15 protein-coding genes are annotated in these 20,177 nt (G+C 65.4%); 4 read left to right on the top strand and 11 right to left on the bottom strand.

Annotated elements, in window-relative coordinates:
• Window positions 1–3: 3 nt before the first annotated feature.
• Together ACTIIH_RS05580 and ACTIIH_RS05575 are read right to left on the bottom strand one after the other, a co-directional pair.
• On the bottom strand, window positions 4–1,047 hold the full coding sequence (locus tag ACTIIH_RS05580; protein WP_441451006.1) for an ABC transporter substrate-binding protein: 1,044 nt from the start codon (window positions 1,045–1,047) through the stop codon (window positions 4–6).
• An 86-nt stretch (window positions 1,048–1,133) separates the two neighbouring features.
• The gene (locus ACTIIH_RS05575; protein ID WP_441451004.1) at window positions 1,134–1,958 is read right to left on the bottom strand and encodes an ABC transporter ATP-binding protein; all 825 of its coding nucleotides are present in this window, start codon (window positions 1,956–1,958) and stop codon (window positions 1,134–1,136) included.
• Window positions 1,959–2,080: 122 nt separating this feature from the next.
• Between ACTIIH_RS05575 and ACTIIH_RS05570 the strand changes: the two genes are divergently transcribed.
• A complete protein-coding gene (locus ACTIIH_RS05570; protein ID WP_441090964.1) occupies window positions 2,081–3,214 on the top strand; it encodes a metallophosphoesterase family protein in 1,134 nt (377 codons plus the stop codon).
• Window positions 3,211–5,814, top strand: a complete 2,604-nt coding sequence (locus ACTIIH_RS05565; RefSeq protein WP_441451002.1) for an AAA family ATPase — start codon at window positions 3,211–3,213, stop codon at window positions 5,812–5,814. The genes ACTIIH_RS05570 and ACTIIH_RS05565 overlap by 4 nt, the downstream gene beginning before the upstream one ends.
• A 210-nt stretch (window positions 5,815–6,024) precedes the next feature.
• Here the strand turns inward: ACTIIH_RS05565 and ACTIIH_RS05560 are convergent, their stop codons facing one another.
• From ACTIIH_RS05560 to ACTIIH_RS05545, 4 genes are all read right to left on the bottom strand, one after another.
• The gene (locus ACTIIH_RS05560) at window positions 6,025–7,755 is read right to left on the bottom strand and encodes a class I adenylate-forming enzyme family protein (protein WP_441090962.1); all 1,731 of its coding nucleotides are present in this window, start codon (window positions 7,753–7,755) and stop codon (window positions 6,025–6,027) included.
• An 85-nt stretch (window positions 7,756–7,840) separates the two neighbouring features.
• Window positions 7,841–9,046, bottom strand: a complete 1,206-nt coding sequence (locus ACTIIH_RS05555) for an acyl-CoA dehydrogenase family protein (protein ID WP_173156524.1) — start codon at window positions 9,044–9,046, stop codon at window positions 7,841–7,843.
• 75 nt (window positions 9,047–9,121) lie between these two features.
• Entirely contained in the window at window positions 9,122–9,916 is a 795-nt protein-coding gene (locus ACTIIH_RS05550) for an SDR family oxidoreductase (RefSeq protein WP_441450999.1), read from the bottom strand.
• Entirely contained in the window at window positions 9,913–10,935 is a 1,023-nt protein-coding gene (locus tag ACTIIH_RS05545) for a phosphotransferase family protein (RefSeq protein WP_441090960.1), read from the bottom strand. The genes ACTIIH_RS05550 and ACTIIH_RS05545 overlap by 4 nt, the downstream gene beginning before the upstream one ends.
• Window positions 10,936–11,111: 176 nt before the next feature.
• Here ACTIIH_RS05545 and ACTIIH_RS05540 point away from each other — a divergent pair, with 176 nt between their 5' ends.
• Both ACTIIH_RS05540 and ACTIIH_RS05535 read left to right on the top strand, forming a co-directional pair.
• Window positions 11,112–12,083, top strand: coding sequence for an NADPH:quinone oxidoreductase family protein (locus ACTIIH_RS05540; protein ID WP_441450997.1), 972 nt, complete (start codon window positions 11,112–11,114; stop codon window positions 12,081–12,083).
• A gap of 227 nt (window positions 12,084–12,310) precedes the next feature.
• Window positions 12,311–13,888, top strand: coding sequence for a BCCT family transporter (locus tag ACTIIH_RS05535; protein WP_441450995.1), 1,578 nt, complete (start codon window positions 12,311–12,313; stop codon window positions 13,886–13,888).
• 28 nt (window positions 13,889–13,916) lie between these two features.
• Here ACTIIH_RS05535 and ACTIIH_RS05530 read toward each other — a convergent pair whose 3' ends face one another.
• The 5 genes from ACTIIH_RS05530 to ACTIIH_RS05510 all read right to left on the bottom strand — a co-directional run bounded on the left by ACTIIH_RS05530 (window position 13,917) and on the right by ACTIIH_RS05510 (window position 20,096).
• Window positions 13,917–14,642 carry a DeoR/GlpR family DNA-binding transcription regulator gene (locus ACTIIH_RS05530; RefSeq protein WP_173156514.1) on the bottom strand — a complete coding sequence of 242 codons (726 nt, stop codon included), beginning with the start codon at window positions 14,640–14,642 and terminating at the stop codon, window positions 13,917–13,919.
• A gap of 68 nt (window positions 14,643–14,710) precedes the next feature.
• Complete coding sequence (gene pdxA, locus ACTIIH_RS05525; RefSeq protein WP_441450993.1) at window positions 14,711–15,757, bottom strand: 4-hydroxythreonine-4-phosphate dehydrogenase PdxA; 1,047 nt, start codon at window positions 15,755–15,757, stop codon at window positions 14,711–14,713.
• A gap of 65 nt (window positions 15,758–15,822) precedes the next feature.
• Window positions 15,823–17,232, bottom strand: coding sequence for a four-carbon acid sugar kinase family protein (locus tag ACTIIH_RS05520; protein ID WP_441450991.1), 1,410 nt, complete (start codon window positions 17,230–17,232; stop codon window positions 15,823–15,825).
• Entirely contained in the window at window positions 17,229–18,719 is a 1,491-nt protein-coding gene (locus tag ACTIIH_RS05515; protein WP_441450989.1) for a GntP family permease, read from the bottom strand. The genes ACTIIH_RS05520 and ACTIIH_RS05515 overlap by 4 nt, the downstream gene beginning before the upstream one ends.
• A 348-nt stretch (window positions 18,720–19,067) precedes the next feature.
• Window positions 19,068–20,096, bottom strand: a complete 1,029-nt coding sequence (locus tag ACTIIH_RS05510; protein ID WP_441451055.1) for a 2,3-butanediol dehydrogenase — start codon at window positions 20,094–20,096, stop codon at window positions 19,068–19,070.
• Window positions 20,097–20,177 lie beyond the last annotated feature (81 nt).

The raw sequence follows: 20,177 nt of genomic DNA, 5'->3' as shown, positions 1-20,177 counted from the left end.
GGTCTACTTGGTCAGTGCGTCGACGTATGCGTCGAGGGCCTGTTCGGACGACTTCGGTCCGCCGAAGGTCCAGATCCCTGCGGGGAAGGCCGTGGTTCGGTCGTCCTTGACGGCGGGGATGTTCGCCCAGATGTCGTTCTTCTTCAGCAGCTCCACATAGTCCTCGGACTCGGGGTCCTCGGTCCCGGTGTAGAAGAAGTTCGCGTCACCGACCTTCGAGATGCCTTCGATATCGGTCTGGCCGAGCCCGTACGCGGGGTCGACCTCACCGGTCCACGCGTTCTTCAAGCCCGACTCCTCACCGAGTTCGCCGATAAGCGATCCCTGACCGAAGGGGCGCAGCGCCACATTCGAACCATTGACCCAGCCGTCGAAGTAGACGAATTCGGTGGTCGCCGGGTCCGCCTCGGCGATGGCCTTCTTCGAGTCGTCGAGCTTCGCATCGAAGTCGCCCAAGACGGTTTCGGCGCGTTCGGTGCGACCGGTCGCCTCGGCGACGGTGGTGAACGTGTCCTTCATGTACTTGACGGGATCCTTGCCGTCGGCGCCGGCCATCGCCATCACGGGGATTCCCTGGTCCTCGAGCTGACCGACGATCTTGTCCTTGCGGTTCGTCGTTTCGATGATGACGAGATCCGGATCGGCCGACAGGATCGACTCGACATTGGGTTCCTGGCGCGTGCCGACGTCGGTGGTGGAGTCGGGCAGCTTCTCTGCTGTGTCCCAGGTGGTGAAGCCCTTCGCGTCCGCGACGGCGGCGGGGTCGACGCAGAGGGAGAGGAGATCCTCGGTGTACTGCCATTCGAGCGAGACGACCTTCGCCGCCGGCTTGTCCAGTTCGATCTCGTGACCGGTGTCGTCGGTGACCGTGACCGGATCCGCCGAGGTGGTGCTCGAGTCGTCCGCGCATGAGGCCGAGGTCTGTGACTTCGCATCGGCGGGAGCGTCGGTGTCGGTCGTCCCGCACCCAGTCAGGGCGAGTGCGCAGACCGCCGTCGCCGCTGCGAAGGCGGCGAACGAGGTGCGCGACAGAGGAGTTGTGGTCATGGTCTTCTTTCTGTGGGCCGATCAGCGATCGGGTCTGGGGTGGTGCGATATCGGAGTGTGTACGTCAGAAAGTGCGGTGGGGGCGCTCAGAGGGCTGCGGCCGGGCGGCGGGTCCGTCGGTGGAGAGCCTCGACCCGGACCAATCCGGTGTCGGCATCGATGCGTGTTGCGATGGGCAGTCCGTAGACTTCGCTGAGCGTCTCGGCGGTGAAGACGTCCTCGCAGGTGCCGACCGAGCGGATGCGGCCCTGCTCGAGCAGGACCACGTGGTCAGCGACGGTGGCGGCATGGTCGAGGTCATGGAGGACGACGCCGACGGCGATGTCGTGGTCGTCGGCGAGTTCGCGCATGAGGTCGAGGATCTCTGCCTGGTAGCGCAGGTCAAGATGGTTCGTCGGTTCGTCGAGCAGGAGCACACCGGTGTCCTGAGCCAAGCAGGTCGCCAACCAGACGCGTTGGAGTTCGCCGCCGGAGAGCTGGTCGACCGGGCGGTCGGCCATCGTCATGGTGCCGGTGAGCAAGAGAGCGCGATCGATGGCAGCGCGATCGGCGTCGGTGAGCCCGGCGAAGCGCTTGCGGTGCGGGTGGCGGCCGAAGGTGACGATCTCACGGACGCTCAGTCCCGACGGGTGCGGGCGCGACTGGGACAGCAGGGTGACGAACCGGGCGAATTCTCTGGCCGTGAGAGTGCCTGCCGGAGTGTCGGCATCAGCCTCGGTGATGACGACATTCCCCGAGGCGATCGGGTGCAGCCGGGCCAGCGTCCGCAGGACGGTTGACTTGCCCGACCCATTTGGTCCGAGCAGGGCGGTCACCCGTCCCGGGACGATCGTCAGGCTCACGTCGTGGACGACCTCGGTGCGGTCGTAGCCCAGGCTGAGCCCGGTGGCAGTCAGTGCAATCGCGTTCACAAATGCTTAGCCTAACCTAAGTTTCAATCTCAGGGCAGATATGTGGTGTAGATCACTCGCGTCAGTGGCGGCCGATAGGGTGAACCCGCGACCGTAAGATGGGACCGATCGAGGAGGAGCAGATGAGATTCATCGCTACGGGGGACTGGCAGCTGGGTATGACCGCGCACTACCTCAGTGAAGAGGCGCGCCCGAGATTCCACCGTGCCCGCCTCGACGCCGTGGCCCGCATCGGTGCGCTCGCCGCCGAGACGGACGCGGAGTTCGTCCTCGTCTGCGGAGACGTATTCGAAACGAACCAGCTCGACCGAGCCATCATCGCCCGCACCTTCGAAGTCCTCAACGCGTTCACGGTCCCTGTCGTTTTGCTTCCCGGCAATCACGACCCCTTGGACGCCGCATCGATCTACGACTCTCAGGCCTTCTCCTCGCAAGTGCCCTCCCACGTGCACGTCCTGCGCAGCAGCGATCCGTTCACCGTCGTCCCCGGGGTCGACATCGTCGGAGCCCCCTGGTTCTCCAAACATCCCCAGGGGGATCTCGTCGCCGCAGCGACGAACGACCTCGCCGAGGTGGCCGACCGTGGCATCCGCATCATCGCCGGCCACGGAGCCGTGAGCGTCCTCGACCCCGACCGGGAATCGCTGGCCACCATCGACACCGACCATCTGCAGGCTCTGCTCCGTGAGGATCGCGCCCAGTTCGTCGCGCTCGGTGACCGGCATGCGACCTTCGAAGTCGCCGACCGCATCTGGTACCCGGGAGCACCAGAGGTGACCTCCCGACGTGAGACCGATCCGGGCAATGTGCTCGTCGTCGACATCGACGCCGACACCCACCGGGCCGAGGTCGACAAGGTCCACGTGGGCACATGGGCCTTCACTGTCATCGAAGCCGACCTCAACTCACCCGAGGATGTCGCCGAGTTAGAAGAGCGGATGAATGCCGTTCCCGACAAGGACCGCACGGCGGTGTGGTTGGTCCTGCGCGGCACTCTGCCGACGGCGGCGAAGGCCCGCCTCGATGAACAGCTCGACCACTTCGCCGACCTGTTCGCACTCGTCTCACTTTGGGAGCGTCACATGGACCTGGCTGTCGTCGCCGCCGACGACGACTTCGCCGATCTCGGACTGAGCGGATACCTGCAGGAGGCCCTCGACGAGCTCTCCGCACGAGCCACAGCAGACGACGACTCCGCAGTTGCGGCCCAAGACGCACTCGGTCTGCTCTACCGATTCGCCAGGAGCGGCTCATGAGACTCCATTCCATCCGCCTCATCGACTACCGCGCCATCACCGACGCCACCGTCGACTTCAGCTCCGGAGTGACGATCGTCGAAGGCCCGAACGAGGTCGGGAAGTCATCGATCCATCAGGCCATCACCCAGCTGCGCGAGGACAAGGACAGCTCTCGCAAGGCCAGTGTCAAAGACACCCAACCGGTCGGCTCCGACGTCGGCCCGCAGGTCGAACTTCACCTGAGCACCGGGGACTACGAACTCCGCTACAGCAAACGCTGGATCAAGCAGCCCTTCACCGAGCTGAGCATCCTCAAACCCGTGCCCGAACAGCTCAGCGGCACCGAAGCACATGAGAGGTTCTTGGCGATCCTCGACGAAACCGTCGACGTCGACCTGCTCGACGCCCTCGACGTCGCGCAGGGCCACAGCCTCGACCAGGCGTCCTTGGCCGAGATCAAGGCTCTGCACGGAGCTCTGGGCGCGGCCGGGGAAGAGCTGGCCGACCACGATGTCTTCCTCGAGCGGGTCGAAACCGAATACCTGAGGTATTTCACGGCCAAGGGGAAAGAGACAGGTGAGCTGCGCAGACTCACCGAGGAACTGCCCGGCGCCGAAGCACAGCATCGCGAGCTGAAGGCTCGCAGTGCCGACATGAACGCGCTGGTCGACCGGCATGCTCGAGCAACCGAACGGTTGACGACCGGGCGCTCCCAGCTGGAATCGGCCGTGACCGAACGCGAAGACGCCGAACAGGCGGTGCAGTCCGTATCCGGGCTCAAGACCGGACTCGACCGAGCTCTCGAACGCGCAGGCGTCGCACAGAGAGAACGCCAGCGTGCCGAGGAGGCGCGAGACCGTCGCCGGGCACTCATCACCGAGGTGACTGCTGCTGAACAGGCGGTCAAGACTGCCGACGACGCGCTCGAGAAGGTCACGACCGCACAGAATGAAGAGGACTCGTCCCTCGATGAAGCGCAGAAGAGCCTCGAAGCCAGACAGGCCGAACTCGCCACCGCTCAGGAGGAGGCGAAGACCGCGGCCGCCGATCTCAATCTGACCCGCGCTCGCAGTCAGGTCGACGCTCTGCGGAAGAGGCTGACCGACATCCGCGAGCAGGAGTGCAGAGCTGCCGAAGCGAGAGCGACGATCGGGTCGATCACTGTGACCGCGAAAGACGTGGAGAAACTCGCAGGACTGATCACCGAGCTGCGCATTGCGCAGAACGCGAAGACCTCAGCTGCCGCCCGGATCATCACCCGTCGCCTCGGCGACACCACAGTGAGCATCGACGGAACCGAAGTGCCGAAGGACGTGGCCGAGGAATTCGCGGTCGTCACGGACCTGCAGATCCATATCGACTCCGTTGTCGACATCACCGTTCGCCCCGGACAGTCTCCGGCCGAACTCGACCGGGCACTCGAATCCGCACAGTCCCGTCTCGATGCCGAACTCGGCCGCCTCGGCGTGACCACCCTCGACGAAGCACGCGAACGCAGCGAAGTGCGCACCGACGCCGAGGCGGTGTTGGCCGAGGCCACATCGACTCTGCGCGTGCTCATCGGAGACGACGACCGCGACGGACTCGATGCGGCCCTCACCCGAGCCGAACACGTGGCGGGAGACGCGGCTGACACGAGCGAGCCGGCAACGTCGATCGACGACCTCGAAACCAGGGTCGAATCGTCGACGGCAGCCGTCGACGTCGCGACTGCTCAAGTCGAGACGGCCAGGACTGCACTCGACCGCATCCGTGCCGACCGGGATGAGGCACGCGTGGCCGCAGTGCGTGCGCAGTCGACGCGTGAGCAGGCGGCGACGACGCTGCAGAACCTCAGCACCCGGCTCAGCACGGACAGGGAAGCGAATTCCGATGAGTCACTCGACGAGGCTGTGACTGCAGCTGCGAAGACGCTGACGCAGTTGGAGGACGAGGCCGCGGCCGCACGCTCGAAGTATGAGGCCGCTGACCCCGAGACCCTGGAGATGCGACTGCAGAACGCCCGCCAGCTCGTTGAGAGCAAGCAGAAGCAGCAGGAGAAGGACCGGCAAGAGGTCGATCAGCTCTCTGCCCTCATCGACGATCGTGCCGCCGAAGGCATCTACGACAAGCTCAAAGCTGCAGAGCAATCCTTGGAATCTCTGCGTTCGCGGCTCTCCCGTCTGCAGCGACAGGCGAACGCGATCCGACTGCTGCGCGAGACCGTGCTCACCCATAAGGAAGAGGCTCAGCGGAGGTACGTCGCCCCGTTCAAAGAGGCGATCGAGAAGCTGGGGCGAGTGATCTTCGGGCAGGGGCTGTCGGTGGAGATCTCCGAGAATCTCGAAATCGTCTCTCGCACGCTCGACGGGCGCACCGTCGCCTTCGAGGCGCTCTCGGGCGGGACGAAGGAACAGCTGGCGCTCATCGGCCGCCTCGCCGTGGCCACGCTCGTCGACAGGGACTCCGGTGCCCCGGTCATCCTCGACGATGCCTTCGGGTTCTCCGATGAGCAGCGTCTGGCTGCGCTCAACGTCATCCTCGGCAATGTCGGGCGCAAGTCCCAGGTCATCCTGCTCACCTGTCAGCCCGACCGCTTTGCCTCCATCGGCGGGGCCGAAACCGTCAGCCTCGCCTGAGCGGGCCAGTCGGCAAGCGCGAGACGGCAAGTTCCGGACGTCTTGTGCGGGTTTCGGCCACGAATTCCCGCACAGATCGTCCGGAACTCGACCGCACAGGCACCAGGCACTCGCACAGGCACCCGCACAGCGGAAGGCTTCGCCTCCTAGAGCAGTGCGCCGAATGCGGGAGTTCGTGCACCAAACGTGATGCGCTGAGTGGGCCCGGCTTCAGTCGCCGGGAGCGGCCGCCCGCTCAGCAGCCTGCTTAGCTGCTTGGGCGGCTTCGACGGCATCGGCGCGGATGGTCCGCCGCAGGATTTTACCGGAACTCGTCTTCGGCAGCTGATCGATGAACGTCACCTGGTGCGGAGCCTTGTAGGAGGCGAGCCTCTGCCGGCAGAAGGCGATGATCTCCTCTGCGGTCGCCTCGCCGCCGGGCTGCAGCGTGACGAAGGCCGCCACATCCTCTCCCCGGTAGTCATCGGGGATGCCCACGACAGCGGCTTCCTGCACCGCCGGGTGAGTGTAGAGCACATCCTCGACCTCACGCGGCCACACCTTGAAACCCGAGGCATTGATCATGTCCTTCTTCCGGTCGACGATGAACAGCCACCCGTCCTCATTCATGAACCCGACATCGCCGGTGTGCAGCTCGCCGTTCGGGATCTGCTCGGCCGTGGCCTGTGGGTTGTTGAGGTAGCTGGAGACCACCTGAGGTCCGGAGATCGCAACTTCCCCGACGTCCCCGGGACCCACCGGTCGACCGTCATCATCGAGGATGCGGATCATCACGTCCGCCTGCGGCAGACCGCAGGCGAGGTTCCCGCTGTCCGGGTCGACCGGGGCCTGGAATCCGTGCGGAACGGTGGCCACCTGAGCGCAGGTCTCCGACAGGCCGTAGCCCTGACCGACATAGATCTCGGCACGTTGTTCGAACTTATTCACCAGCCCCTCGGGCAGCGGTGCACCGCCGGACATGAGCGATTTGAAGGAAGCGAACTTCTCGGCGCTGAAATCAGGGTGGGCCATCATCGCTGTGTAGATCGTGGCCGGGCCGGCCATGTATGCAGGCTTCTCCCGTTCGCACAGAGCGATGAGCGAACCGGGCTCGAAACGGTAGTTGAGGATGAGACGGGCGCCGCCGGCGACAGCAGCAAGGAATTGGCAGATGAATCCGGTGATGTGGAACAGCGGCGCCAGTGAGACGTAGCCGTCACCGGGGCCCAGTATCGGGTTGCGCAGGCAGTAGCGCGAATTGCTCGAGATATTCGCATGTGTGGCTGCCGCTCCCTTCGACCGCCCCGAGGTGCCGGACGTGTAGGCGATGAGCCCGAGGTCCGAAGGGGCGGGGGAGTGCGGGGTGAAGTCGGTATCGAGATTGCTCTGCACCGCGTCTGCGAATGCAAAGCGTCCCTCGGCCGGCGGCAGCTCGTCGAACCGCGGAAGCGAGTCGAACATGGCGTAGATCGCTTCGGGGCCGTCCGTCTGGAAGCTTCGGTCGTCGCTGAGCACGACAAGTGGCACGTCTGCCGTATAGTCCTTGACCCGATCGAGGTAGGCGGCCTGTGAGACGATGAGTCCCTTGACTTCGGAGTCGGAGAAGATGTGCTCGAGCTCGCCGCGGTACATGGGGTTGAGAGGGACGACGGTGCCTCCGGCCTTCCAGATCCCGTAGGTGGAGATCACGAACGCGGGGGTGTTCTGGTCATAGATGCCGACTCTGTCGCCGGGCGTGATTCCGTGAGCCGAGAGGAAGGCAGCGAAAGCCGTCGACCAGCGGTCGAACTCCGCCCAGGTCAGGGTGAATCCGTAGTAGTTGATGCCTTCCTCGTCGCCACGGGCGTCGACTGTGGCGGCCAGGTCGGCCAAGGGCGTGGAATCCGGCAGCACATAGGGCTCCTGAGCGAGATCACCCAAGGTGGTGATCCATGGGCGATCCTCAAACCAATTGTTCGTCATTGAACATCCTTTCGCAGGCGGTACCGGGCCCGCGCACACTGGTCCGGGCCCGGTGGGTTGTCACTGTATCGCGGAAGAGCCGACCTCAGCCGCGGTATTTCCTGATCTCATTGCGGGCGATGGAGCGTTTGTGCACTTCGTCCGGTCCATCTGCCAGACGCAGGGTGCGCATATGCGCCCACATCCGGGCCAGGGGGAAGTCCTCGGTGACTCCGCCGCCGCCGTGGACCTGAACGGCCCTGTCGATGACCTTCAGTGCCATCGTCGGTGCGACGACCTTGATCTCCGCGATCTCGTTCTTCGCCACTTTGTTGCCATACTTGTCCATCTTGTCCGCGGCGTGCAGGGTCAGCAGCCGAGCCTGATCGATCTCGATCCGGGACTCGGCGATCCAGTCTTGGATGTTCGCCCGATTCGACAGCTTCTCACCGAAAGTCACGCGAGATTCTGCGCGCTTGACCATGAGTTCGAGCGCCCGCTCGGCGGCTCCGATGGCACGCATGCAGTGGTGGATCCGGCCCGGGCCCAGGCGTGCCTGACTGATGGCGAAGCCTTCGCCTTCACCCTTGAGAATGTCCTTGAACGGCACGAGAACGTTCTCGAAGATGATCTCGGCATGGCCTTCCCGGTCGGCGTAGCCGTACACGGGCAGGTTGCGCACAACTGTGACTCCGGCGGCATCGATCGGCACGACGAGCATCGACTGCTGACGGTGCACCTCGGCGGTGGGATCGGTCTTGCCCATGACGATGAGCACTCGGCAGTTCGGATGCATCGCGTTCGACGCAAACCACTTGCGGCCGTTGAGCACGAATCCGTCGTCGGTGCGTTCCATGCTCATCTCGACGTTCGTCGCGTCGGAGCTGGCCACAGCCGGCTCTGTCATCGCAAACGCCGAGGCGATCTCACCCTCGAGCAGGGGCCCCAGGTACTTCTCCTTGTGCTCATCGGTGCCGAAGACCGTGAAGACCTCCATGTTTCCGGTATCCGGTGCATTGCAGTTGATCGCTTCGGGGGCGATCTCCAGGCTGCGTCCGGTGATCTCGGCCAATGGAGCGTATTCGAGGTTCGTCAGGCCGGGTCCCCATTCCGGGTGCGGGTGGAAGAGGTTCCACAGGCCCTGCCTCTTCGCTTCGGCCTTGAGGTCTTCGAGGATCTGCGGTTGTGTGTGAGGGCTGGCCGCCGCGGCCATCTGCTCGGCATAGACCGGCTCGGCCGGGTAGACGAATTCGTCCATGAACGCGTTCAGGCGCTGCTGATACTCACGTCCGCGTTCGCTGATTTCCAACACGGGGGCTCCTTGCTTCTCGATGGTTGCTGTGAGGTCTGGTCTCAGGCGAGTCTCACCCGCTGGTGGGGCTCGGTGTCACTGTTCACTGAGTCGTGCTTGGTATCGGGACATTCCGCGCAGCCAGCGGTCGTAGTCGCTGCCTTTCATCCGGTACATCTCGAGCACTTCGGGGTGCGGCAGGATGAGGAACTGCTCGTTCTCAACGGCGTCGAGAACGATGGCGGCCACCTCGGCGGGTTCCAGGACGGTCCCGGCTGAGGTCACGGCCTTCTGGGCGGCGTCGCCGGCGGGTCCGGCGTCGTCGAGCAGATTCGTGTTCACTCCCATCGGGCAGACCACTGAGGCGCGGATTCCGTCGTCGCGATAGGTCATGGCCAGCCATTCCGCGAATGCGACCGACGCATGCTTCGTCACCGAATACGCGGCCGAGCCGATCTGCGTGAGCAGTCCTGCCGCCGAAGCGGTGGCGACGAAATACCCGGAACCGGCCTCCTGCCAACGGGGGACGAGTGCCTGCGCGGCGCGGATATGGGCGCGCATGTTGACGTCGATGATCGTGTCCCAGTCGGCGTCGGATTCTCCGAGCATCGATGGACCGATGATTCCGGCATTGGCAAAGTACAGGTCGATCCCGCCGAAGCGGTCGTCGGCAGAATCGATGAGCGCACCGATTCCTTCGACCGATGACACGTCCCCTGTCCAAGCGAAGGCCGAGGTGCCGAGTAAGGCGGCGGTGTCGCCGACAGTGGGGGAGAGGTCTGCGAGAACGACTGACGCACCGCGTTCGATGAGCTCGGCGGCCAAAGCTGCGCCGATTCCACCGGCGGCCCCGGTGACCACCGCACGCATGCCGACCAGGGGCGAGGTCATGATCTCTCCAACAGGTCGAGGGCTTGGCGAGCGAGGTCTTCGACCCCGGCTCCGGCCTCGTCCGGGTCGAGATCGAGGTCGCCCATCTTGCCTGTCGCCAGTCGTGTGTAGACGCCTTCACGGATGCAGGCCAGTTTCCACATCGCGAACGCCGAGTAGTAGCTGACATCGTGGACTTCGTGCCCGCTGACTTCCTGATAGCGGTCGATGAGTTCGTCTGTGGTGGGGAAACCGTCGTCGGCGCGGGGCACCCAGATGCTGGTGTACTTTTCGGGCACCGTGAGCATGGCGACGAAATAGCCGAGGTCGGTGAGCACCTCGCCGATGGCTGTCAGCTCCCAGTCGACGACGGCGTTGATCGACCCCGACGGCGCGAAGATCATATTGTTCGGTTTGAAGTCCCCGTGTGCGATTCCCACCGGCGAGCCCGCAGGGTCGGGCATGGCCTCGCGGAGGACGTCGTGGACCTCATGGATGATCGGGGTCTCGCGCATCGCGATCTTCTCGACCTGCCCGATCCAGCGACGCAGCTGTCGGTCGATGAGTCCGCCCGGCCGGCGCAGGTCGGACAAACCGACAGCGTCGACGTCGACGGAATGGATCGCCGCCAGGGCGTCGATCATGCCGAAGGCGCAGTCGCGGCGATTCTCAGCAGGGATGGACTCCCACTCGGAGGGAGTGTTGATCGGGAACCCGGGGCAGTGATCCATGAACACGAAGGGCACGTCCAGAACCTCCGGGTCATCGACGATGTCGAGGACGGTCGGCACCGGAACGCTGCTGTCGTTGAGAGCGGCCATGATCCGGCCTTCGCGGGCGACGTTGTGAGCACTGCCGCCTTCGTGGCCGAGGGGCGGGCGGCGCAGCACCCAACGCGGACTGCTGTCGACGAGGATGGTGAACGTGAGGTTCGAGCGACCGACCGACATCACTTCGACCTCGAAGTCGCTGACCCCGAATCTCTGCTCGATCCATCTGCCGATGCTGTCCTCATCGAACCCTGCCGGTGATTGTGTCATCCTTGACCTTCCCGAGTGAACAATCGTTCAGTAGAGTTCACAGTATTCACCCCGGGCGGGAGAGTCAAGCCGTGAAAGTGATCACGGTCATAGCCGCGCGGTGTGATAGACGTGAGAAGACCGCCGCCACCGGAGCTCTAGCGCTCCGCGTGGGCCACAACGTTAGCGAGGAAACTATGAAAGCCATTCGCGTCACCGCTCTGACCGGACCCGATGATGTGGAGCATCTCGATGTGGAGCGCCCTTCGCCGGGGCCCGGGCAGGTGCTCATCAAGGTCGCATATGCCGGAGTGACGTTCCCCGAGGTGCTGCAGACCCGAGGAATGTACCAGGTCAAGCACGACCTGCCCTTCACTCTGGGTTCCGAAGCGTCTGGAACTGTCGCCGAGGCGGGGCCGGGCTCCCGCTACTCCGTCGGGGACCGCGTTGCTGCGATCACTGGGAAGGGAACCTTCGCGGAATACCTCGTCGCCGGCGACGAGGCCACCGTGGCGGTCCCGGATTCGGTTTCCCTGGCCGATGCCGCAGGCATGCCGATGAACGTGCTCACCGCTGACTTCGCACTGCGAGTGCGCGCGAATGCCCAGCCTGGCCAGAGCCTCCTCGTCCACGGAGCCGCAGGCGGTCTCGGTTCGGCCGCAGTGCAGCTGGGCCTGGCGATGGGCCTCGAGGTCATCGCCGTCGTCTCGACCGAGGCGAAGGCCGACGCGGTTCGTGAGGTCGGCGCGAAGCATGTCGTATTCGCCGACGGCTTCAAACACGCGACGAAGGAGATCTGTCCGAGCGGCGTCGACTTCGTTTTCGACCCCGTCGGCGGCGACCGATTCACCGATTCGACGCGAGTGCTCGCTCCGTTCGGTCGGCTTCTTGTTCTCGGCTTCACTGCCGGTGAGATCCCCTCGATCAAGGTCAATCGCCTGCTGCTGAAGAACATCTCCATCGACGGTGTCGCGTGGGGCGCGGCGACTGTCGGCCATCCGTCGCTCATCGACGAACAGTGGCAGGCCGTGGCCGAGTATGTGTCCGCCGGGCGTCTCAATCCGCGCATCCATGCGAGTTATCCGCTGGCGCAGGCGGCAGCAGCGATCAAGGAGCTCGAATCACGCTCCGTGATCGGCAAGGTGCTGCTCGAGATCGCCGGGGAGTGAGCCCGCCGACGAACGCACTCAACCGGGTACGGCGCGGAGGTTCCGGGGCAGGCCACCGAGGCGGGTGAGTCGTCGCACATTCGAGCGGAAATCCTTCTGCTGGCGGACCGTTGCGGTGCTCCGCCCCCTAGACTGGACCGTTGCGATTCCAGACGGAACGAGCATCGACACCCAACAGCCCCGCACCCGACGGCAGAGTCAGCGGGGCACGGAAGGCAGCGCCACCCATGAGCAAGACGAGCACCCGTACGGCAACCGCCGATCAGGCGGCTGAGCCGCCTCCTGCGACAGACGACCCCAGCCATATCGGCCCCCGCCGCCTCGACCGGCCCGTGGCCGGGGCGAGCGTGGGGATCCTCGCGAGCTTCGTCGCCCTCGCTCTCATCGTCCCTGATCGGATGTCGGGCTGGGTGGGGGCCGGGTTCGCCGCCTGCGCCGAGATCTTCGGCATGTACTGGCAGATCCTGCTGCTGGCCACATTCCTCATCGCACTCGTCCTCGTCTTCACCCCCTGGGCGAAGGCCAGATTGGGCAATCAGGCACGGCCGGACTTCAACCGCTTCTCCTGGATCGCGATGATCATGATGACCCTGCTCGCGGCAGGGGGAGTGTTCTGGGCGGCCGCCGAACCGATGTACCACTACACCTCGAGGCCGCCGTATTTCTCCGACAGCGGCGGAATCGACGCAGTGGCCGCGGCATTGGCGACAAGCTTCATCGACTGGGGCTTCCTCGCCTGGGCGATTCTCGGCTCGCTGGGTGCCATCGTCATGATGCGCGCTGCCGAAAAGGGCATGCCGCTTCGCCCCCGCAGCCTTCTGTATCCGATCATGGGCAGGCGTGCGGCCACCGGACCGATCGCTGCGATCGTCGACGTCGTGTGCGTGATCTCAGTCGCGGCGGGCACCATCGGCCCGGTCGGCTTCCTCGGCCTCCAGGTCTCCTACGGTCTCAATTCGCTGTTCGGGATCCCCGACATCTATCCCGTCCAGCTCATCGTCATCGCGACGCTCACCGCGGTCGCCGGAGTCAGTGTCTTCTCCGGAGTCAACCGCGGCATCCGATTCCTCAGCTCCGCGAATGTGTGGTTGGCGCTCGGGCTCATGGCCGCGGTGCTCGTGCTCGGATCGGCGTGGTTCGTCGTCAAGAGCTTCTTCGACGGATTCGCCCTCTACGTCACCGACTTCTTCAGCATGACCCTCTACCGCGGGGACACCGAGTGGCTGTCCGGGTGGACTGTCTTCTTCTTCGGCTGGTTCCTCGGCTATGCGCCGCTGATGGCGATCTTCGTCGCCCGGATCTCCAAGGGCCGTACGGTCCGCGATCTGCTCATCAGCACGACGGTGCTGCCTCCCGTGGCCACGACCTTCTGGTTCACAGTGCTCGGCGGCACAGGCATCTTCCTTGAGCAGAAGTCGGACGGGGCGATCTCGGAGCCGCTCATGGAGGGCGGACTGCCCGCAGCTGTCATGGCGATCAGCGGCCACCTGCCGCTGTCGCTGGTCGTCAGCCTCGGCTTCCTCGTCCTGACGATGACCTTCGTCGCCACGACCACGGACTCGATGTCGTTTGCGATGTCTCAGTCGTGCATGACCTCCGGGGAACCCTCTCCGAGGCTGCGCGCCACCTGGGCTCTGCTCATCGGCATCACAGCGGCCGTGCTCATCAGCCTCGGCGACGGGGGAGTGGAGGCTCTGCAGTCGGCGATCGTCATCACCGCTGTGCCAGTGGGCTTCGTGATGCTGCCGGCGCTGGTCGCCGCTCCTGTCTACGTCCGTCAGATGGCGCGCGAACAGAAGGTGTGAGAACGGTCGGATCGGCGGCTGCGGGCCGTCAGCCCTGCGTGTGCTCACCGCGTTCGTCGATCCACGTCCAGCCGGGCGGCAACGGTGCCCAGGCGGCGACCTCGCGGCCTGCCTTCGAGCTGTCGGCGAGGACGATGACGGCGCCTGCCCGCTCGGCGATGAGCTCCTTCGTCCGGGCTTCGTCGAGGCTCGGTTCGCCGAGCCCCTGAGCGGTGTCGACGGCATCGGCGCCGAGGAACGCGAGGTCGACATGGATGCGGGCCAGTGCATGGTCCGACAGCGCCCCGGTCGTTCCGTGGGACAGGGTCGAAACCTCACCGCCGATCATGATGACAGTGGGTCCGGCAGGATGGGCAAGGGTCAGTGCGATCTCGAGGCCGCGGGTGACCACGGTGAGCTCGCTGCGGTCCCTGATCCTCTCGGCCAGACGCACAGCCGTCGATCCGGCATCGAGGAAGACGGTGCGCACTCGGGCATCGTCGAGGTGTGCAAGGGCGCGGGCGGCGATGGCGTCCTTCGCTTCGGCCTGCTGTTCCATCCGTTCGCCCAGCGGCGGTTCGACGTACCCTGCGGCAGCGGCTCCGCCGATGGTGCGGATGATCTCACCGTCTGCGGCCATATCGCGCAGGTCGCGGCGGATCGTCGATTCCGAGGTCTCGAGGGCCCCGGCCAGGCGGGGGATGCTCCACGATCCGGTCTTGAGCAGGCCGAGAATGGCTTCGCGGCGCCGCTGGGTCCCTGATCGGATCGCCATCTGTCTTCCTCTCCTCGGTCACGGAGCCGATCGCAGCTGAGTCGCCGCGGTCGGTCATATGACTCAGCCTACTTCGGCAGGTACTCCGCGCGGATGCCGTCGACGAACGGCGCGTAGCCGATGGCCGCCCGGTAGGCCGAGCGCATGGTGCCCGCATCGGCGATGCCCTGACCGGCGATGTCGAAGGCAGTGCCGTGATCGACGGAGGTGCGCAGGATGGGCAGGCCCACAGTGACCGAGATCGTCCCATCGAAGTCGAAGGTCTTCGACGCGATGTGTCCCTGGTCGTGGTACTGCGAGAGGATGCCGTCGAAGCGGCCGGTCAGCCCCTGATGGAAGACGGAATCGGCAGGGATCGGTCCGGCGACTTCGAAGGCGCCACTGGCATTGACCTTCTCGACGGCCGGACGGAGGATCTCGATCTCCTCGTCGCCGAAGGCGCCGTTCTCACCACCGTGCGGGTTGAGCGCGGCGACGGCCAGCCTCGGCGAGGAGACGCCGTAGAGCTGCAGGGCACGATGGGCGCGTTCGATCGAGTCGATTTGGGTCTCGACGGTGAGGGCGTCGATGGCCTTGCGCAGGGACATGTGGCGGGTGGCGAAGAAGATCTGGAGTTTGTGGTCGGGGACCTTCGTGTTCTCGACGACGAACATCGTGTCCTGCTTCGTCACTCCGGTCAGCTCACCGAGCATCTCGGTGTGCCCGAGGTGCTGCGATCCGGACTTCCACACGGCTTCCTTGTTGATGGGGCCGGTGACGATGCCGGCGACCTGCTGAGCCATGGCCGCCTCGGTGGCGATCTCGATCGCGGCCACCGAAGCCCTGCCGGCGCGCGCGTCGGCGACGCCCCACTCGGGAAGGTCATCGTCGAGCACGCCGATGTCGAAGACGTCGATGACGCCTTCGCCGGCCGACGGGGTCGACCAGTCGGAGATGGCGCGCAGCTCGACATCGAGTCCGAGGACGTCGACGGCACGTCTCATCACGGCCAGATCCGCGACGGCGATCCCGTGCTGATCGTCTCTGCCCGCGAACTCCGCGAGCACGGTGGAGGTGATCTCCGGTCCGATTCCGACGGGATCGCCCACGGTCACGGCGAGTGCTGGTGCTGTCATTGCTGTCTCCTCGAATGGTTCGGATCTTGTCGGTCGATGGGGGTGCAAGGTTCGTCGTGCACGATTCAGTTTCGTCTGACGCGGGCGGTGGTCGACAGGAATTCGAGACATTCGACGGCAGTGCCGGCGTTGCCGATGAGACCGCCCTTGGTGACGATCGGCAGTCCGTCGGCGCGCCCGCCGACGAGGCGGCCGCCGACGGCCAGGGGCACGATCTCCTTGTCGATCTCCATCCCCATCGCGCCGAGCTCGCGCACCACCATGGCGGTGACGTCTCCGCCGGTCGTGTAGAGGCCGGAGATCGGGATGGTGGAGATGACCGTTGAGGCGATCAGTGCCAATCGCCGTGTCGTCTGCTCGGATTCGGCATCGGTGAGTTCGCGCAGATCGCTGGACTCGAGGACGGTGGCGATGACGATCGCCCGCGCCGAGGCGGCCCGATCGATGAGGCCCAGTGTGGCCTGGACATCGGGCAGGCCCGCGTCGTCCACGGGTGCACGGAGGACCGTGACCGTGGGGTCCTCGGCTACGGCCGCGAGCTGAGAGCGGGTGACCTCGGTGGCCGAGCCCGAGATGCCGAGCACGATGCCATCGGCACGAGCAGGCAGCCGTGACTGGGCCAGGGCGAGGCTGCCGGGTCCGGGATCGATGGTCACCCAGTCCAGCCGCTCATCGTCGGCCAGACCTGCGCGGCTGCGGATCTGTGGGGTGGCCGCCTCGGCGAGGTCGTGGCTGATCTCAGCGATGACGGAACCGACGAGCTCGATATGCTCGGTGGTCAGGGCATCGGCGATGAGCACGTCGGCCCCTTCTCCGATGGCGTCGAGCACGGCGGTGGCCACGGCCTCACGGCCGGCCAGGACGGTGGCGATAGCGATGACGTGACAGTCGAGATCCGTCCCGTCGGCGAGGATCTCCTCGATGACGGAGGTGCGGATGGGGGAGCGGACGTCGTAGGCGAGCTCGGTGTGTTCGAGCAGTCGACCGCCCAGCAGCTGCCGCCCCTGCACGGTGGTTCTGCCGGCGGCAGGGAAGGCCGGAACGCACAGTCCCAGGACGCGGTGCTGCAGACCGCCGTGCGCGGTCAGTGCACGGCTGCGCGCCGAGATGGCGGCGGCCGCGGCCGGCCCGACGTTGCCGCGCAGAGTGGTGTCGATGCGGCAGGCCACGAGGTCGACGGCACCGGCGGACTCGATGAGTTCTGAGTAGACCATGCCGGCCTGCTGCGGCGGCAGGTGGCGGGAGTCGGTGTTGACGACGACCGCATCGAAGTCATCGAGCAGACCTCCGAGGTCGACGCTGCCGGCCGGGCTGGTGTCGGTGACGGTGATCGTTCGCAGTCCCGCCTCGGCGAACAGGGCCCCGCAGGCGTTGCCGCCGGTGAGGTCGTCGGCGACGATGAGGATGCGCGGGCTCTCCTGCGCCGAGGGGGAAGCTGCCGTCGTGCCGGGATCCGGCAGGTGGAAGGTGCTCATACGATCAAGTCGAGCACGAACAGCAGCGGAAGGGAACAGATCCACACGGCAGTGGTGATTCCCGACCAGCCCTTGATGGCGTTGATGCCGTCCAGACCGGCGAATCGGGTCACGACCCAGAAGTAGGAGTCGTTGAAGTAGGAGAAGACCATCGAACCGGCGGTGCAGGCCATCACGGCCACGAGCGGATCGAGTCCCAGCGGGGCGATGAGCGGAGCCGTCACCGAGGCGGCGGTGATCATCGCGACCGTACCCGATCCCTGAGCCAGCCGAACGAAGGAGGCGATGAGGAACGGGACGAGAAGCGCAGGCAGGCTGATCGAGGCGATCGCCTCGGCGAGGGCGTCACCGACACCCGATTCGCGTAGGACCAGTCCGAAGCTGCCACCGGCGCCGGTGATGAGGAGGATGAGACCGGCCGAGGCGGCACCGTCGGCCAGCCAGCTCTGCACCTGATTGCGTGGGGTCACGCGGGGCAGCAGCGTGTAGACGGCGAGGATGAGGCCGATGATCAGGGCGACGACCGGGTTGCCGAAGAATGCCAGCGGAGCGACCCAGGCGGAGGGTTCGTACGCCTCGCCGGCGAGCTCTCCCTGTGCGCTCTTGTCGATTGCGGTGCCGACCGTGTTGGCCACGATGAGCAGCAGCGGGACGATGAGCGGCAGGAAGCCGAGGAAGGCGCCCGGCTTCTTGCCGGTGCCCGGGGCGGGGCCGGCCGCGTCCTGCGACGTCGCGGAGTCGGTGGAGCTGTCGCCGGAGTGCTCATGGTCGCCCGTGAGGGTGGATACCCTGGATGATCCTTCTTTGGTGCCCTCCGCCGAGGCGGCCGAGACCTCGGTGTAGACGTCATGCTTGACCTGGGCGTTGAGCACGGGCTCGAGCTTCGGCCCGATCCAGCGCGCGTAGACGACGACCACGGGCAGGAGGATGACGGTGAAGACGACGCCGGCGAGGATGACCGATCCGATGTCGGCACCGAGGATGCCGGTGGCAGCCAAAGGACCCGGCGTCGGCGGCACCATGTGATGAGTCAGGGTCATACCGCAGCCCAGAGCCAGCGCGAGGGTGACGTAGCCGCCCTTCTTCACGCGGGCGATCGAACGAGCCAGCGGATTCATGATCACGTAGCCGGAGTCGCAGAAGACGGGGATGGACACGAGCGAGCCGACGGTTCCCATCGCCCACGGCTCACGGCCCTTGCCGAAGGCACGGAGGAAGGCGCGGGCGAGGGAGTCGGCGGCTCCGGAGACTTCGAGGATCTTGCCTATGCCGACGCCGAGGCCGATGACGATGCCGATGCTGGCCAGGGTGTCGCCGAAGCCGGTGGTGATCGAGTCGATGATCGAGAGCAGATCCTGACCGGCGACGATGCCGGTGACGACGGCCGCCAGAAGCAGGGCGATGAAGGCGTCGAGTCGGGTCGCGAGCACGATGACGACGATCGTCGCGATGCCGGCGGCCAACGCCAGTATGAGTTGCAGGTCCATGGGGTCCTCCGCGGTGAGGCCGGCTCGCAGGCGAGCCAGGGTGTGTGGTTCTCATTGACTTCGACACGACCTGCGATGCCCGAGGGCAGTCGACGATCAGAAGCGAAGTTGAACAGCATGAGCAAGTATGAGTCATAACTGCACGTTGATGCAATGTCGAGCGCGGGTGCGTTCCTCCCGCGGAGAGGGTGCGTGAATGCGGAGTCAAGCGTGCGAGTGCGGAGGCGCGTGCGTGAATGCAGAAATTCGAGGGAGCGGAATGTTGATTTCAGCGGACTGAATCTACAATCTGCTCCCTCGAATCTGCGTAGTGCTCGTTTAGAGGGTATCGAGGAGGTTCCTGGTGGCTCAGGCGCGTGGGTCGACGATGATCTTCACGTGGTGCTCGTTGTTGCTGATGAGTTCGTCGAAGCCGCCCGTGATGAGCTCGTCCAGGCCGATGCGTGCGGTGATGAAAGCTGAGAGATCGATGGTGCCGCCGGCGGCCAGTCTGATCGTCTCCGGGTGGTCGCCGGAGTAGCCGATGGTTCCACGCAGGTCGATCTCCTTGAGGACCAGCTTCGGCATATCGACCTCGGGCTTGTGCCCCCAGATGGACACGTTGACGATGACTCCGCCGGGACGGACGGCGTCGAGGAGCATGTCGAGAACCGCGGGGACGGACGAGCATTCGAATCCCACGTCGGCTCCACGTCCGCCCGTGCACTCGCGGACGGTTTCGGCGACGTCGGACTCACGCGGGTCGAAGACCTCGTCGGCGACGCCTGTTGAGAGTGCCATCTGCTTGCGCGCCTCGGAGAGCTCGGAGATGTAGACGGTCAGTCCTTTGGCTTTGAGGACGGCGGCAGTGAGGAGGCCGATGGGTCCTGCGCCGCCGACGATGGCGGTCTGGCCGGATGCGGCGTCCGAGCGAACGACTGCGTGGTGGGCGACTGACAATGGTTCGATCAACGCAGCCTGATCGAGCGGAATATCGCCGATCGGGTGCACCCAGCGACGCTGCACGACGATCTTCTCCGCCAGTCCGCCGCCATGGCCGCCGAGGCCGATGAAGTTCATGTCCTTCGACAGCTGATAGCTCTGGCCGGGGCCGGTGTCGACGTCTTCGGCAATGATGTAGGGCTCCACGACGACGTTCTGGCCGACGTTCAGGTCGGTGACGCCTTCGCCGAGGTGGGTGATCGTGCCGGAGAACTCGTGCCCCATGGTCACTGGGGCTGATTCGCCGGAGATCGGATGCGGGTGGCCCGCCGGTGGGACGAAGATCGGCCCCTCCAGATATTCGTGGAGATCGGTTCCGCAGATCCCGCACCAGGCGACGTCGATGGCGACTGTGCCTGGCCGCAGTTCGGGTTCTGGGATGTCTTCGATTCGGATGTCTTTGCGAGCGTGGAATCGTGAGGGGCATCACCATTGATTTATACCCCCGAGGGGTATAGATTGTGGGTATGGACAAGC

The organism is Brevibacterium sp. (assembly GCF_052105255.1).
Lineage (GTDB): Bacteria > Actinomycetota > Actinomycetes > Actinomycetales > Brevibacteriaceae > Brevibacterium > Brevibacterium linens_B.
The sequence above is the reverse complement of the archived record's forward strand: the minus strand, read 5'-3'. Positions and strand labels throughout refer to the sequence as shown.